Genomic DNA, 15,020 nt, shown 5'->3' on the forward strand with positions numbered 1-15,020 from the left:
AGAGTTCCAAAACCTACTATATTTGGAACTTTCTATTTCTTATTCCATTTACTTTGAATTATAAAAAATATGAGAACATTATAGACTAGTAGATTGGAGTTGATTTACCAGTAAGCTTTAGCCAATCTATTCTGCATTTCTATTTTTAAGTGATTTCTAAATAATCTAGCATTATACAGTTGACTAACTTGCCTATAAAAATCATTCATAGCCATAAACTAGACTTTTAGGGCTTTGATGTAATAGGATTGCATGTGTGTACAGTCCTTTTAGGAAATACAATTCATGAAGTTGATGCTTTATTATCAATTATGTGTATTCAGTTTAAGCCTCTTTATCACCTCAAACCTTTCAGCCGCAGAAATCACAGTCGCGGTTGCTGCTAACTTCAGCAAAACCATAGAAGAAATTGGGCAAGCATTTGCCAAAGATACCGAGCACACAGCACGTTTCTCTTTTGGCCCTACAGGAAAATTATTTGCTCAAATTAGCAATGGCGCACCATTTGATCTATTTTTTGCCGCCAATGAAAAAATACCCAAAGCAGCAATAGACAAAGGTTTAACGGTTAAAGATAGCTATTTTGTTTATGCACAAGGCGCGTTAGCTTTATATAGTGCCAGCTTACCTGTTGCAACTCAAAAACAAGCCGTTTTGACTCAATCTAAATATCGCTTTATTGCAATTGCCAACCCAAAAACAGCACCTTATGGGACACAAGCCGTTAATTATTTAAAAAATAAAGGCTTATATGACATTGTAAAATCTAAATTAGTCAATGGTGAAAGTATCGCACATGCGTTTCAATATGTAATAACAGGTAATGCACAATTGGGTTTTGTCGCACTGTCACATCTTGTCGACCCCGATAGTCCCGCGCAAAATAAAGGTGAATACTGGATTATTCCTCAATCAGATTATGAACCGATTAATCAAGCGGCTGTGATGTTAAAACGTGGCGTAAATAATCTCGCCGCACAAGCATTTATAGATTATATTAAGTCAGATAAAACAATTGAAATTATTGAAAAATATGGTTACAGCATTCCAGAATAAGAGACTTTTTATATAATGCAATTATTTGGTGCGGAGATTGATTTACAACCGATTTGGCTGACCTTAGAAATCGCCACCATCACTACCCTGATTTTATTGCTACTTGGCACACCGCTAGCGTGGTGGATTACCCGAATGCGTTCTTCAATGAAAGTGGTTTTAGAAGCATTAATTGCACTTCCTCTCGTATTGCCGCCAACGGTGTTAGGCTTTTACCTACTCATCATTATGAATCCGAACGGCACAGTCACAGAATTTTTACGCTGGTTTGGTTTTGAAGGGCAACTCACGTTTAGCAAAACAGGCCTTATTATTGGCTCAGTGTTTTACTCGCTACCGTTTACCGTTCAACCGCTAATGCACGCTTTTGAAGCAATTCCTCAACGCTTACTCGATGCTGCAGCCACACTTCGAGCACATGCGCTTGACCAATTTTTCACCATTGTTTTGCCTTTGTCACAGCGTGGTTTTCTTGTGGCAGCGACATTGACTTTTGCACATACGGTGGGTGAATTTGGTGTGGTGTTAATGGTGGGTGGTAATATTCCGGGGCAAACTCGAGTGGTTTCAATTGATATTTTTGACCATGTGGAAAATTTGGAATACACCCAAGCACATATTTTATCAGGCATTATGCTGGTATTTTCCTTATTTGTTTTGATGTTGGTGTATGGGTTAAATCGACGATTTGGGGTGAAAGTAGGCTAGATATTTTTGATTTAGAAAATCATTATTTGATGATGAAACTTTGCCACGCTTAGATGCAAGCTCACATTTCAAGAAGAGAACACACAATGGAACAAAATTTAATATTATTACCCATATTTGCCTTAGTTGCTTTAACCTTTGGGATTGGAATATGGCTTGGTAAGCTACGGTTTGCAGCGGTAAAACAAGGTGATTTAAACCCCAAATATTATGAACTCAATCAAGGTGATAAAGCCCCTGATTACCTAACAAAAGTAAGCCATAATTATGATAATTTATTGGCATTACCTATCCTGTTTTATGTTATTGCAATATTGCTATTTGTCACAGAGCAAGTTGAAATTGTGCAAATAATATTAGCTTGGGTATTTGTTGCATCGCGTTACATTCATAGTTACATACACACAACACATAATAATGTTCGATCTCGAATGAAAGCATTTTTGTTTGGGGTTGTTATCTTAATTAGTATGTGGTGTCTGTATTTTGTGCAAATGATGCCATCATATATCTAGTAAAATATTCTTAATTTTAAAATTAACAGAACAGAGTTAGCACAGCACTATAGTCATTTTACTTTAAAGTGATACAGGACTGGCAGTCCTAAGTTTTAAGACTGATTGATATTTAAACAATAATAGGACTGCCAGTCCTAACACCCAAGATAGAATTGACTATAAAATGATGATGCGAGGAAATCTACAACTACGGTTTGATGAACGTTTTGAATTGCGGAGCGGAGCGTTTGAGCTGCCATTGTCTGGCGTTACTGTATTATTCGGTCGTTCTGGTAGTGGTAAAAGCAGTTTATTACGCGCCATTAGTGGTTTGGATAAGCGAACCCAAGGCGATTTAACCGTTGATGGCGAAGTGTGGCAACAAGGACATAAACGTTTAGCTCCTCAATCACGTCATATCGGTTTTGTGTTTCAAGATGCCGCGTTATTTCCTCATAAAACGGTTAAACAAAATTTAGCTTATGCCATCAATCGCTTACCTAAAAATCTTGAAGCTGCGGATTTTGAACAAATTACCCATAGAGTTGATATTGCTGACAAATTGGATCGAAAAGTTAACTTTTTATCAGGGGGCGAACGTCAACGAGTAGCCATTGCACGCGCCTTATTGATGCGGCCAAAACTCCTATTTATGGATGAACCATTATCGGCATTAGATTGGCGTGCCAAACATCAGTTATTGAGCTTGATTGAAGAACTGGTTGCAGAATTTGAGATTCCTTTATTTTATATCACTCACACGCCGCCTGAAGTGGAACGGTTAGCTGATCGTATCGTATTTATGAAGCAAGGCACAATTGAAATTATTGAAACCTTGCAACAAGCCTTATCACGTCCTGATTCTCCCTTATTTGATGAACAAGGCGCGGTCTCGGTATTAGTTGGTGAACCTCGGCATCGAGTGGAGTCAGGTTGGCATCCTGTGTGTTTAGGCGAAGACGTTTTGTGGCTTTCAGAAAGTAGCCCGATACATGTCAAATCGGTGCGAATCCGTATTTTGGCCAAAGATGTGAGCTTGGCTTTATCAGACCCAAAAGATTTAAGTATTACCAATCATTTGCCAGCCACTATTACTGAATTAACTCCTAAATCAGAGCACAAAGTATTAGTACGTTTACGTTTGCGTGATGGGCAGCATCTATTTTCTGAAGTGACTCAACAGTCTGTCGAACGTTTAAATTTACATCCTAATTTAGAGTTGTATGCGTTAATTAAATCGGTCGCAATGACAGAATAATAAATTTTTTCAGATACCAAATGAGTTCTATAGTCAATTCCATCTGAACATCATCAACATGTCTCATTTTCAGGATGAGCCGTCCTAATAAAAGAATGAATGATAAAACAGTTGGCTAGAAATCATTATCTTAACTTCCCATATATCATCACTAAGATGAGCCATATTTTTCAAGAAAGCGTTGAAACCAATCACCCAAACACCTCATTTAGGAATATTTCATGCGATACAACAAGCTGGGTAACAGTGATTTAGAAGTCAGTCGAATTTGTTTAGGCTCAATGACTTGGGGAGAACAAAATACAGAGGCTCAAGCTTTTGAACAATTAGATTATGCACTTGCCCAAGGTGTCAATTTCATCGATACAGCGGAACTTTACGCCGTACCCCCTCGCCCAGAAACCTATGGTTCAACCGAAACCTATATCGGAAACTGGCTACAAAAACGCCAATGGCGAGATAAAGTAATTATTGCAACCAAAGTTGCAGGGCCTGGAGAAATCGCACCTCATGTACGCGGTGGTGCACGTTTAGATCGTACCCATATTCGCCAAGCAATCGAAAACAGTTTAAAACGCTTACAAACTGATTATGTAGATATTTATCAATTACATTGGCCTCATCGAAATACTAATTTTTTTGGACAATTAGGCTATACACCACAAATTGATGAAGATAGGATTGAGATTGAAGAAAGTTTGACCGTGCTGACTGAATTAATCAAAGAGGGAAAAGTGCGTTATATTGGGGTTTCAAATGAATCTGCTTGGGGTGTGATGAGTTTTTTAAAACTTGCTGAACAACTCAATTTAGCTCGTATTATCAGTATTCAGAATCCATATAATTTGTTAAATCGCAGCTATGAAATCGGTTTAGCAGAAATCAGTCATCGTGAAAATGTGGGTTTATTGGCTTATTCACCGTTAGCATTTGGCGTACTGTCGGGTAAATATTTAAACAATGCCCGTCCTGAAAATGCCCGTATCAGCTTATTCTCACGTTTTGATCGCTATATTAAACATGAATCTGGGGTAAAAGCCACCCAAGCTTATGTTAATTTAGCCCAGCAATATGGTTTAGACCCAGCACAAATGGCTTTAGCTTATGTAAATAGTCGTCCTTTTTTACACAGTAATATTATTGGGGCAACCACGATGGTGCAGTTAAAAGATAATATCGCCAGTATTGATTTAAGCTTATCTGATGACGTGCTCACAGGTATCGAAGTAATTCATGAGCAATATTCAAATCCTTGCCCTTAGTGACTGTCCATTTTTTACTTCCCTATTTCACGGAAAATGAATATTGTCTGCACTAAAACATGGAAAATAAAATTGGGAAATAGTTTTTGGACACTTTCTTAGCCTGATTGACATAGTTAATTTTGGTTTATGTGTTAGGACTGCTAGTCCTGTATCACTTTAAAGTAAAACGACTATAAAGCAAACCTATTTCCGAGAAAGAGATAGGCTTGCTTTTTACAGAAAAACTATTTCACTTCACCACAATCTGCAATGATAATTTTAGCACGCGTCGTACCTGAAGGTGTGCCTAAGCCTTCCATTTTAGCAACCGTTTCATAACCTTCAACCACTGAACCAAATACAACATGCTTATTGTCTAACCATGGTGTTTTGGCCGTACAAATAAAGAATTGTGAGCCACTGGTATTAGGTCCACGATTCGCCATGGATAAAATCCCTTGTCCTGTGTGTTTCAAAATAAAGTTTTCATCTTCAAATGATTCACCATAAATGGATTTCCCACCTGTACCATTACCGTTGGTAAAATCCCCACCTTGACACATAAATTGTGGAATCACGCGGTGAAAAGCACTGCCTTTATAACCAAAACCATGCTCACCTGTACACAACGCTCTGAAATTCTCAGCGGTTCTAGGCACAACATCAGCTCTTAATTCCATTATGATTTTCCCTAATGGATCACCATTTGCTGTAATATCAAAAAATACTTTAGGGTTCTTCGGTGCTGCACCAATACTATCCGCAACATGAATCAAAGGGTAAGCCGCTGCTGTAGTGGCAAGAGCAGTAATAAAATCACGACGTTTCATCAAACATTCTCCATTGTGGAATATATAGTCAATTTCGTTTTGGGCATTAGGACTGGCAGTCCTATAAAACTTTAAATATCAATTGCTTTTAAAACTAAGGACTACCAGTCCTATATCATCTTAGAATAAAACGACTATAGTTCATATAGCTTTGGCTAATATGGCTAAAGCCTAATAAATATTAGCCTATTTTATCATTCAAACAACTAGATTATACTGTGACTCAAGTTTTAACCAATCAAATACCCATGCTAGATCGCTTTTTACGCAAATCGCCATCCTCACAACAACGCTATCTGCACAAACGCCAAGAAGTTATTGAACCCAACACAAAATCAGGCAAACGTGAATGGATTGTTGCGCGTAGTCTGTGTTTTTATCGATTATTTGATTTAACCACGATTCCAGCCGCTCGACGAAGTGAAGCACTCAAGCTTAAAATTCGCCAATGGACACCCTTAACCCAGTATGCAAATTACATTGTATGGCAAGGTGCATTAGCACAAGTTTGGATATGGGATGAAAAAATACAAGTAGAACAGCAGCAAGAATTTAAAATAAAATCAGCCTATGCAATTCCAGAAACTTTATTACATCCAAAACAAGAAGAAGGGGCTCAGCTCATTCAATGTATGGAAGGAATTGAAGCACAATATTGGCAGGATGATATTTTAAAACACAGCCGCTGGTGGCCAACTGAGCCAAGTTTAAAACAATGGGCTGACTTTCAAAGAACCTGTAGTTTAGCGATTAATACTGAAATCCCACAGCCAATGGCATCTGCATTATTAAATAAACCTTGGGGTTATCATCGCACCAGTATTAATACCATCGCTTTGCAGCAGGAAAGTTTATGGGTGTTGTTAGGCTTAGCGGTATTTGTCATTGCCCTCGCTTGGTATGGTGTGACTATTTTCAAATGGCAACAAGCGATTACTCAAATTGAACAGCAAATTGAAACATTGAGTAGTGATGCAACCCCGATTTTAACTGCAAAAACTAAAGCCATGCAGGGCAAGCAAGCTGTAGATAAATTGGTCAAATTAAATCCTTACCCACATCAATTGGATTTGATGGGAGCTGTGGTTAAAAATCTGCCATCTAATAATGTACGGCTTATAGCATGGAAATATGAATTGAGTCGACTTAGTTTTACAGTTGAAGGTGATTCACTTGATCCTAGAAAATATGTTAAAGCATATGAGAAAATGGGATTGTTTGATAATGTGAAAACGGAGAATACGCGTAAAAATAACCAACTGAGCATTATAATGCAAGTCAAAGCCGCTACTGCAAACCCTAATAATGCAAAACCACCTACGCTTCCCAACAAACCTAAACCTGCTCAAGTGATTACAGATAAAATCGATGTTGAAAAATTAAAAGACAAAGATGATTTTGATTGGGGAAGTATACCTATACCTGAATTTAAACAATAAGTTGAAATAATGAAACCCTACTTACGTTTTATCCAATCAGCATTTACTGTATTGGCTTTATTGTGTTTAGCTTATTTTGCATGGCAATCCCAAGATTTACTACAAACGTTGCTGGCAAAAACTCAATGGAGCAATTTAGCTCTTGCAGCTTTGTTTTGGATAGGTGTGCAACTTATTTTAGTATTGGAAGCAAAATTACAACTCCGTGCTTTATTCGCTCAATTAAGTTACCCGCAAATATTTTATATTCATGTCAATCGTTTGCCTGCACGTTATATTCCGGGTGGCATTTGGCATTCTGTCAGTAAAATGGTTGATTTCCATCAATTAGGCGTTAAAAAATCACAACTTGGCGCATTATTTTTATTAGAAAGCATACAATCCATATTTATGAGCTTTTTGATAGGAGGGAGCTTAGTTTTTTATTTTCGGGGATTGAGTGATTTTTGGGGTATAGCGGCGGGATTATCTGCACTCATCAGCTTATTTGGTATTTTAATTGTGCCATGGTTGTGGTCATATAAATACTTCAAATTACCAAAACTTGATAAATACCAATATTTTAAAGCAGCAAGTCTTTTTTTATTTATTTGGACAATGGCTTCTAGCTCTTTTATTAGTTACTTGTCGGCATTCCCCCAGTTATTGAGCCAAACCCATTTATTAGAAGTTGCAGGCAGCTATGTTTTTTCGTGGAGTGTTGGCTATTTGATGATTTTTGCGCCACAAGGCATAGGTATATTTGAAGTGATTTCTGGAAATTTACTTAACTTATCCATGCAACTGGCCGATACCGCCATTATCATTGCAGGATTTCGTATCGTGACATTGGTTGGCGATATTGGGTTGTGGGCTATCACAAAATGGGTTCGTTTATTCGTATCCTAGACGTTTTTGTAATGGCTCTAATAATGTAGAAATATTCGCTATTTTTTCTGGATAACGTAGGTTAGCAGTATCACGTTTAGTACTACTGGCATTGATTATAGGCATATCTTGTTCATACTGGCTAAACTCATTTGAAACTTGGATAAATTCTGCAAGTTGCTTTAATGTTTCAATAGGATAATGCGTTAAATTTTCCAGCTTAATTTGTATATTTCTTTGTTGTAGAGCTGGAGTATCCAAATGTTTTAAAATAGCTTCTTGTATTGTAATCCATTGAAATGAAACTACATTTTCTAACGGTTGATTTACATAATCACGCCAGCCATAGGGCAATGCAAAGTTCCAATCAGTTCCTTCATAGCCTTGAATATTTAACTCAGGTAAACGATAAGTATTAAAACGCTTAGAGTCTAGTAACCAACCATCCAGCATCGAATCTACACTATACAGACCATTTCGAGTGATATGAATATATAAAGCATCAGGGAAAACTGCATCAACTAAATTTAACCACAATGGACAATGTACGGATTTATCAACTAAACGATGAGATTTTTGGCTATCATGACGAGGCATAGTTTTGCGTAATACTGTTAACAGTGCAAAAGCTGGATGATAGGCTTTACGAATAATAGCTGAGCTTATAGGATGTTTCATTAATTTGAATCCACCTAATTCTGACCAACGTTGCCACGTACTTGCAGATAAAGCAGACTGTTCAAATATATTCCTAATTTTATCCACCATTTCAGAATCTATTCTTTGACTATCAATGCCTTCGGCATCCCAATTATTAAGTGATGGGTGACAATAAGTATTCCAAATTACATCAGATTCTCGTGGAACAGAGGCAAAACTAGGATGCTCTCGTATAATTTTCATAAGCAAAGAAGTACCAGAGCGCGGTGCACCAAGAATAATGACAGGTTTTCTAAACACGCTCCACTCCTTGACAAGCTGTATCAAAATTGACGATTTCAAATGACTGTTCTTGTGCCAGCATAATTAATTTTCGGACAAATTCTAATTCCTGCATACCAGCGTAGACAGGGTGATCGTATAACACAGCAAGGTGAGGATGTTTCTGCAAGTCTTGAGAAAACACATTTAACATTGTCTCATCAGTTTTATAACGGACACGTAAATATTCAATATATCCAACGCCACCAGGTTCACCAAGTAAATTAGTAGGCACAGTCAATAGTGATGTATCCTGTATTTTTTCAATCTTATGCAAATCAATATCATGTTGATCAGCAAGTATTTGAAATCCATTTTCCATTAATATTTGTGGCAAATATTGCGAACCATTCCAACCAGGAGATGCAAAACTATTAATATTTTCAATACCAGCTACACGTAATTGCTTAATACCCCATTCAATCTCATTTCTTAATTTCTCAATATTCCAAGTATGGGCTTTTCGTTGCCATAGCGCATGATTTCGGCCACCATGCAAACCTAAATGGTGTTTTTCCTTAATTACACGTTGCAAAATTTTAGGATAATTTATACCCACAGGAGGGTTTGAAGCCGCTACTTTTATATAGCCTTTTTTTCCTAATCTTTGTGTGTTTGATAATTTAGCAGTAATAGGTGAGGACGCGTTTTTTTTTTGCCACATTTCTTTCAATGTTTGCACATGCGAAACAGCACGCCCCATATTGACAAAGAAATTGAATTTTACCTGCATTTGCTCAGCCAAAGTTAATAATGCAGGTACACCTTGAGCCATACAAATATGTGTATCAATATCGAACCGTAATATCAATAATTTCTTCATTTTAATCGCTTTTTATATCTAATAATACAGGTATTACAATGACATAATGTGAAAATTAGCATTGCTTGATTGCAATGATGTGTCTGTCTCCTGATTTGGTTTCTTGCTGTGGCTGAGTCTGATCAGACTTCAATTCCACGTCTGATACTTGATAACCTCTATTAGTCAGTAAGCTGATGACTCGCTCCACCGTTTCACCAAGGTGTGTGTGTAATTCACAAATAATAATAGGGCTATGCTGTTCTAAAGTATTACGCATTCCTTCTAGCACTATTGCTTCATTACCTTCAACATCAATTTTTAATATATCGGGAACAGGATAGTTTTCTTGTTCAATAAGATAATCAATATTGACGACTTCAACTTGTTTAATATTAGCAGTTGGATTGTATTGCTCACTATCAATTAAACGCCCAGAAAACGCCCCACCTCTCCGATCAAATTGTGCAACACCTTTGGAGTCTCCAACAGCTCTTTTATCCAATATGATGTTATTTTTAGAATATTTTTTTAATGATTTCTCAAGACAAATGTAATTATTTTCTTCGGGTTCAAATGCATATACTTTTCCATCATCACCAACAATAGATGCAAATAAAAAAGAAAATACACCAACATTAGCACCAATATCGTAAGCAATCATATTCTGTTTTGTTGATTGTGAAATGATACTTCTGGTGTCAGGTTCATGATCTTTCAAATGACCAGAATGAATTAAGTTGGAATGAAACAATGGGTTAATTATCAATGAATAACCTTCAGGAGTTTGAATTTCTTCTAATTGATTATTAGATAGTTTTTCAAAAGCGTGTAATACAATAGGAGAATCAGCAAGCCGACGTTGTAATTTTTTTGGGATGATACGACCAACACGGTTTATGGCTGTTAGCAAAGTTTTTCGTAATTGACTCATGGTTATTCCTTCTTAAATATTAGAACTTTCTATGCTGCTTAACATTATACAGCATAGCTGAATAGAAAATATTGAGATTGGAATAACAGGATGGTATGAGCGGAAACGAGATACAATAGTTTTTTGTAACTACCCAGACCAACTATGCCAATAGAAAAAAATTAGGTAAAAATGCTAAATTAGAGAAATAAACAATGCTAACCAAGAAGCAAAATGTATAGAATTTAATTCATTTTAAATTTGTTAAAGAAAATCGTATAAATCCTCGAATAATTAAAAACTTGCAAGTATTTAAATTTACAATGAATCATATTTATGATAGTACACTGCTACAGTGTACATAGGTCAATCTTTACGACATTTCAACGACCTTAATAAACCCATCCAAACAGAACGGTTTCCTATCATGTGTGGCATTCTTGGCGAAATTCGCTTTGATTCTCAAACCCCAAAACTTCAACAAGCTTCAGACATTTTGACCCCTCGTGGGTCTGATGGTGCGGGCTTACTCCAAATGAAAAACATCGCTTGGGCATTAAACCTTTGTATTATTCTGCATTGCCTAAATCATTTCATTTTGCATCAAATTTATCCTCTTTGCTAGCTTTAGGTGATATTGATCCCGTGGCTTTACATAATTACATGAGTTTCCATGCGGTTGTGCCCGCACCCTATACCATGCTTAAAGGGGTACGCAAATTGGCACCTGCAACTTACATGGAAATCAGTCCAAACGGTCAATGCACTGAAACCTGTTACTGGCAATTGAATTTTGAAACTTCCACAGAAGAACAAAAATATACCTCCAATGATTGGCAAGATCGAGTACTATATTCATTTTATTCTAAAGTGAATATACTTGCTAATTTCAGGAAATTTTAAATACACATTATTTTGATGGATGAATGTAATGCAATCTAATATTAATAGTACGATTCAAATTCAATTTTATCTTAAAAACAATAATATTAAGAAGTTACATGTTGGTGCAGGAAACAATGTAAAGCTTGGTTGGTTGAATACTGACTTTAATCCAACAACCTCTAAAGTCGTTCATCTTGATGCAAAAAAACTATTTCCATTTGAAAATAATGTTTTTGATTATATTTTTAGCGAGCACATGATTGAACATATCACTTATGAGCAGGGTTTACATATGTTATCAGAGAGTTATCGGGTTTTAGATAGTGGTGGTAAAATTAGAATTTCAACACCCAATTTGGATTTTTTGATGGATTTATACAAAGAGCCTAAATCCAAGCTACAGCACGATTATATTCAATGGGCAACTCAAAAATTTGTAAAAGCCGCACCCTTTGCTGATAGTGTTTTTGTGATTAATAATTTTGTGCGTGATTGGGGACATTTATTTATTTACAATGAAAAAATATTGCGTTCTTCTTTAGAGCGTGCTGGTTTTCATAATATTACAAAATATCAATTGAATGTAAGTGAGGATAAAGAGTTACGTGATTTAGAAAATGAAAAAAGATTACCTTCAGGCTTTTTACAGTTAGAATCTTTTACATTAGAGGCACAAAAGCCTTAACAGCGGCACAGAAATATTACCATGCCGCTACAGTAAAATGACACTAACATACTTTACTATGAAGCATTTGCAGAAACGGCTTGCTCAGTTTTTAGTTCCAAATGAACTTCACTTTCACCTTCAACCGCGCTTTCTTCAATTAGGCAACGTTCCACATCTTTACGTGATGGTAATTCAAACATGGTTTTGCGTAATAAATGCTCTAAAATACTACGTAAACCACGCGCACCTGTTCCACGTTCTAAGGCATGACGAGCAATTGCTTTTAACGCATCTTCCGTAAAATCTAACCCCGCCTCTTCATAAGCAAAAAGTTGTTGATATTGTTTGGTTAACGCATTGCGTGGCTCAGTTAAGATTTTAACTAACGCTTCTTCGTCTAATTCTTCCAATACTGCGATAATCGGCAACCGTCCAATGAATTCAGGAATAAGCCCAAAACGGCGTAAATCAGCAGGTTGCACTTCAGCCAATAATTGCTCTGGGCTGAGCTTGTCCACATCATCAAAGGCGGTATGAAAACCAATATTATTTTGCTTAGGTTGTACTCGTTGCGTAATGTGTTGTTCTAAACCTGCAAACGCACCACCGACAATAAATAAAATATTTTGTGTGTCTAAGGTAATGGTTTTGCCTTCTTCACGACGTTGATTTTTAGCAGGTAATTTAACTTGTGTGCCTTCGATTAATTTTAATAATGCCTGTTGCACACCTTCGCCGCCAACATCGCGTGAAACAACCGCACTTTCAGAAACGCGGGCTAATTTGTCGATTTCATCAATGTAGACGATACCCCATTCCGCATGTTCAATATTGCCATCTGCCACATCGAGTAAACGCACTAAAATACTTTCCGCATCTTCACCAACATAACCCGCTTGGGTCAAAGTCGTTGCATCCGCAATCGCAAACGGCACACCGACAATTTTTGCTAAAGTTGAAGCCAATAAGGTTTTACCTGTGCCTGAAGGGCCTAGCAATAACACATTAGATTTACTTATTTCTACGTGTTCATCACTATCATGTAAGGTGGTGCTTTGACGACCATGGCGCAAACGCTTGTAATGGTTATAAACCGCAACCGATAGCACTTCTTTGGCTAAATCCTGACCGATAATGTACTGGTCAAGCAAATTTTTGATTTCTAGTGGCGGTGGACTGTGGATTTCACGTAAGGCTTTTTTACGTCCCCAACTGCTAATCACTTGATGTGCTAATTCGACACATGCTTCACAAATATAGCCATCGCTACCCGTGATTAAAGGGGTTTCAGCACTTTGTTCGATACCACAAAAGGAACACACTGGCGGTCGTTTTTTATCTTTGTTATCCATGATAAGAATCCTTTTTCAACTCTCAAGGCTGGCAATTTTATCGCTTGAAAACACTCGCCATTTATCGCTTTCAGGACTGCCAATCCTCATTTTATTGATTTTGTCCAGTGAGTGAACGAATCCATGCAGCTTGTAATTGCTTACTGCGTTGTTGTCCTAAACTTTGACTAATTTTGTCTCGTACTTGTTCTAAAGTGAGTTTTTCGGCGGGATGAATCTGCTCACAGAATAGTAAATGAAAACCTAACTCTGATTCTAATACGCTACTGATAGTCCCTGTTTCTAGTTCAAATAAGGCTTTGTCTAATTCTGGATATAATTTCCCTACTGGAATCTGTCCTAGTTTGCCTTGTTCTGCTGCGGTAGGGCATTCAGAATGTTTTACTGCTAATTGGGAAAATTGTTCTGGCTTAGGGCGTGCACCTAACTCGCTGGCAATGGCTTCAATGCGTTTTTGTGCTTGCTCACGGGTATTTTCAGCGTAATTATTGTTAATTGTAATCAAAATTTGTCGGGCTGAGCGTGTTTCTGGGGTGTTAAAACGTTGTTGATATTTGGCGTAAAAAGCTCGGACTTCTGAATCGGTGACGGGTTCAATACCGTGTCCTACCGAAACTAAAACATTGTCTGCATGTAAAATACGACGCAAAGACGCTTTTAAGAGATCAACATTTAAACCATTACGCGCCAAATCGCTAATAAATTCCTCTTGGCTGGGATAGCGTTCACGAATGGCATTTAAACTGGATTCGAGTTGGGCTTCACTGATTAAGGTATTCGCCGCTTGAGGTGAGGAAAGTATGAGGCTATGCAGTTGATATTGAATTTTGACGTTTTCGACAATTTGTTCCATTTCGGATTCATTTAACGCCGCTAAATCACGCCCATGGACTTCCAATGCGGTTTGTAATGTGAGATAACGTAATTCAGGTGCAGGTAAAGCAACACTCATTCTAATTCCTCACTGATAACTGCTTCTAAAGCAGTTTCGGGTACTTGTAATTGATGATTTGGGAAGATGACATGATAGGCAACTCCGCCCGGTGTATCACGCAAGACTTTGAGAATTTCACCTTGTTCACCTTTTTCGGCTAAAATGTTGCCTTTTACGCCTAATGCTAGTTTAGTTTTAACTTTGTCACGGAACTCAAATTCGCTGGGTATCCATGCTGCATTGCCGTCAATAAGCTCTTCTGCTCGACAGCCAACCACAACGTTGTCATCTATAAAGTGGACTGAGTAAATCACTTGGTCTTGTAAAAATGTGCCGACATCTTTCACATAACCAATGCTGCCACGCCGTACGAGTAGTTGCCCCGTGTTTTTGCCCGCAAATGTGCCATCGTTGCGGATGTTGCGAATCACTCTGACTTCTGCGCCGTATTCATAGCGGGGTTGCATGGTTGTGTCCTCATAATCTTAAATATGGAGTGTTAATTTTAGTCACTTTGGGTTGTGGTGCTAATTTATATGGACAATCGATAATAGATGTTTTTGCTGCAGATATAAATAACAATACAC

Annotated in this window: 16 protein-coding genes; 9 read left to right on the top strand and 7 right to left on the bottom strand. The window is 37.4% G+C overall.

Annotated features, from left to right (window positions below):
- Positions 1-285 precede the first annotated feature (285 nt).
- The 5 genes from modA to ABXH34_RS07310 all read left to right on the top strand — a co-directional run bounded on the left by modA (position 286) and on the right by ABXH34_RS07310 (position 4,781).
- Entirely contained in the window at positions 286-1,056 is a 771-nt protein-coding gene (gene modA, locus ABXH34_RS07290; RefSeq protein WP_353571210.1) for a molybdate ABC transporter substrate-binding protein, read from the top strand.
- A gap of 15 nt (positions 1,057-1,071) precedes the next feature.
- On the top strand, positions 1,072-1,764 hold the full coding sequence (gene modB, locus ABXH34_RS07295; RefSeq protein WP_353571211.1) for a molybdate ABC transporter permease subunit: 693 nt from the start codon (positions 1,072-1,074) through the stop codon (positions 1,762-1,764).
- A gap of 86 nt (positions 1,765-1,850) precedes the next feature.
- Entirely contained in the window at positions 1,851-2,279 is a 429-nt protein-coding gene (locus tag ABXH34_RS07300; RefSeq protein ID WP_353571212.1) for an MAPEG family protein, read from the top strand.
- 166 nt (positions 2,280-2,445) lie between these two features.
- Complete coding sequence (gene modC / locus ABXH34_RS07305) at positions 2,446-3,519, top strand: molybdenum ABC transporter ATP-binding protein (protein ID WP_353571213.1); 1,074 nt, start codon at positions 2,446-2,448, stop codon at positions 3,517-3,519.
- A gap of 221 nt (positions 3,520-3,740) precedes the next feature.
- Entirely contained in the window at positions 3,741-4,781 is a 1,041-nt protein-coding gene (locus tag ABXH34_RS07310; RefSeq protein WP_353571214.1) for an NADP(H)-dependent aldo-keto reductase, read from the top strand.
- A gap of 227 nt (positions 4,782-5,008) precedes the next feature.
- Here ABXH34_RS07310 and ABXH34_RS07315 read toward each other — a convergent pair whose 3' ends face one another.
- Positions 5,009-5,593 (bottom strand): peptidylprolyl isomerase, encoded by a 585-nt coding sequence (locus tag ABXH34_RS07315; protein WP_353571215.1) that lies wholly within the window; start codon positions 5,591-5,593, stop codon positions 5,009-5,011.
- Between the two features lie 218 nt (positions 5,594-5,811).
- Between ABXH34_RS07315 and ABXH34_RS07320 the strand changes: the two genes are divergently transcribed.
- A complete protein-coding gene (locus ABXH34_RS07320; protein WP_353571216.1) occupies positions 5,812-7,032 on the top strand; it encodes a hypothetical protein in 1,221 nt (406 codons plus the stop codon).
- 9 nt (positions 7,033-7,041) lie between these two features.
- The gene (locus ABXH34_RS07325) at positions 7,042-7,920 is read left to right on the top strand and encodes a hypothetical protein (protein ID WP_353571217.1); all 879 of its coding nucleotides are present in this window, start codon (positions 7,042-7,044) and stop codon (positions 7,918-7,920) included.
- Here ABXH34_RS07325 and ABXH34_RS07330 read toward each other — a convergent pair.
- The 3 genes from ABXH34_RS07330 to ABXH34_RS07340 are packed head-to-tail and all read right to left on the bottom strand — an operon-like array spanning position 7,906 to position 10,616.
- A complete protein-coding gene (locus ABXH34_RS07330; protein ID WP_353571218.1) occupies positions 7,906-8,859 on the bottom strand; it encodes a sulfotransferase in 954 nt (317 codons plus the stop codon). The two genes, ABXH34_RS07325 and ABXH34_RS07330, sit on opposite strands and share 15 nt — an antisense overlap.
- Positions 8,852-9,703, bottom strand: a complete 852-nt coding sequence (locus tag ABXH34_RS07335; protein ID WP_353571219.1) for a polysaccharide deacetylase family protein — start codon at positions 9,701-9,703, stop codon at positions 8,852-8,854. The genes ABXH34_RS07330 and ABXH34_RS07335 overlap by 8 nt, the downstream gene beginning before the upstream one ends.
- Positions 9,704-9,758: 55 nt before the next feature.
- Positions 9,759-10,616, bottom strand: a complete 858-nt coding sequence (locus ABXH34_RS07340) for an FkbM family methyltransferase (protein ID WP_353571220.1) — start codon at positions 10,614-10,616, stop codon at positions 9,759-9,761.
- Between the two features lie 528 nt (positions 10,617-11,144).
- Between ABXH34_RS07340 and ABXH34_RS07345 the strand changes: the two genes are divergently transcribed.
- Positions 11,145-11,498, top strand: a complete 354-nt coding sequence (locus ABXH34_RS07345) for a hypothetical protein (protein WP_353571221.1) — start codon at positions 11,145-11,147, stop codon at positions 11,496-11,498.
- 28 nt (positions 11,499-11,526) lie between these two features.
- Entirely contained in the window at positions 11,527-12,165 is a 639-nt protein-coding gene (locus tag ABXH34_RS07350) for a class I SAM-dependent methyltransferase (RefSeq protein WP_353571222.1), read from the top strand.
- A gap of 56 nt (positions 12,166-12,221) precedes the next feature.
- Here the strand turns inward: ABXH34_RS07350 and clpX are convergent, their stop codons facing one another.
- From clpX to ABXH34_RS07365, 3 genes are all read right to left on the bottom strand, one after another.
- Positions 12,222-13,499, bottom strand: a complete 1,278-nt coding sequence (gene clpX, locus ABXH34_RS07355; RefSeq protein WP_353571223.1) for an ATP-dependent Clp protease ATP-binding subunit ClpX — start codon at positions 13,497-13,499, stop codon at positions 12,222-12,224.
- Positions 13,500-13,590: 91 nt separating this feature from the next.
- Entirely contained in the window at positions 13,591-14,451 is an 861-nt protein-coding gene (gene nifM, locus ABXH34_RS07360; protein ID WP_353571224.1) for a nitrogen fixation protein NifM, read from the bottom strand.
- Positions 14,448-14,900 (bottom strand): nitrogen fixation protein NifZ, encoded by a 453-nt coding sequence (locus ABXH34_RS07365; protein ID WP_353571225.1) that lies wholly within the window; start codon positions 14,898-14,900, stop codon positions 14,448-14,450. The genes nifM and ABXH34_RS07365 overlap by 4 nt, the downstream gene beginning before the upstream one ends.
- Positions 14,901-15,020: the final 120 nt, after the last annotated feature.

Source organism: Candidatus Albibeggiatoa sp. nov. BB20 (assembly GCA_016744725.1).
In the GTDB taxonomy this organism is placed as follows: Bacteria; Pseudomonadota; Gammaproteobacteria; order Beggiatoales; family Beggiatoaceae; genus Albibeggiatoa.

What these genes read in the sequence shown, in the direction of transcription:
- ABXH34_RS07315 (WP_353571215.1), bottom strand. Translation starts at nt 5,593, where the DNA reads ATGAAACGTCGTGATTTTATTACTGCTCTTGCCACTACAGCAGCGGCT.
- nifM (WP_353571224.1), bottom strand. Translation starts at nt 14,451, where the DNA reads ATGAGTGTTGCTTTACCTGCACCTGAATTACGTTATCTCACATTACAA.
- modA (WP_353571210.1), top strand. Translation starts at nt 286, where the DNA reads ATGAAGTTGATGCTTTATTATCAATTATGTGTATTCAGTTTAAGCCTC.
- ABXH34_RS07300 (WP_353571212.1), top strand. Translation starts at nt 1,851, where the DNA reads ATGGAACAAAATTTAATATTATTACCCATATTTGCCTTAGTTGCTTTA.
- ABXH34_RS07350 (WP_353571222.1), top strand. Translation starts at nt 11,527, where the DNA reads ATGCAATCTAATATTAATAGTACGATTCAAATTCAATTTTATCTTAAA.
- ABXH34_RS07335 (WP_353571219.1), bottom strand. Translation starts at nt 9,703, where the DNA reads ATGAAGAAATTATTGATATTACGGTTCGATATTGATACACATATTTGT.
- ABXH34_RS07325 (WP_353571217.1), top strand. Translation starts at nt 7,042, where the DNA reads ATGAAACCCTACTTACGTTTTATCCAATCAGCATTTACTGTATTGGCT.
- modB (WP_353571211.1), top strand. Translation starts at nt 1,072, where the DNA reads ATGCAATTATTTGGTGCGGAGATTGATTTACAACCGATTTGGCTGACC.
- ABXH34_RS07340 (WP_353571220.1), bottom strand. Translation starts at nt 10,616, where the DNA reads ATGAGTCAATTACGAAAAACTTTGCTAACAGCCATAAACCGTGTTGGT.
- ABXH34_RS07365 (WP_353571225.1), bottom strand. Translation starts at nt 14,900, where the DNA reads ATGCAACCCCGCTATGAATACGGCGCAGAAGTCAGAGTGATTCGCAAC.
- clpX (WP_353571223.1), bottom strand. Translation starts at nt 13,499, where the DNA reads ATGGATAACAAAGATAAAAAACGACCGCCAGTGTGTTCCTTTTGTGGT.
- ABXH34_RS07310 (WP_353571214.1), top strand. Translation starts at nt 3,741, where the DNA reads ATGCGATACAACAAGCTGGGTAACAGTGATTTAGAAGTCAGTCGAATT.
- modC (WP_353571213.1), top strand. Translation starts at nt 2,446, where the DNA reads ATGATGATGCGAGGAAATCTACAACTACGGTTTGATGAACGTTTTGAA.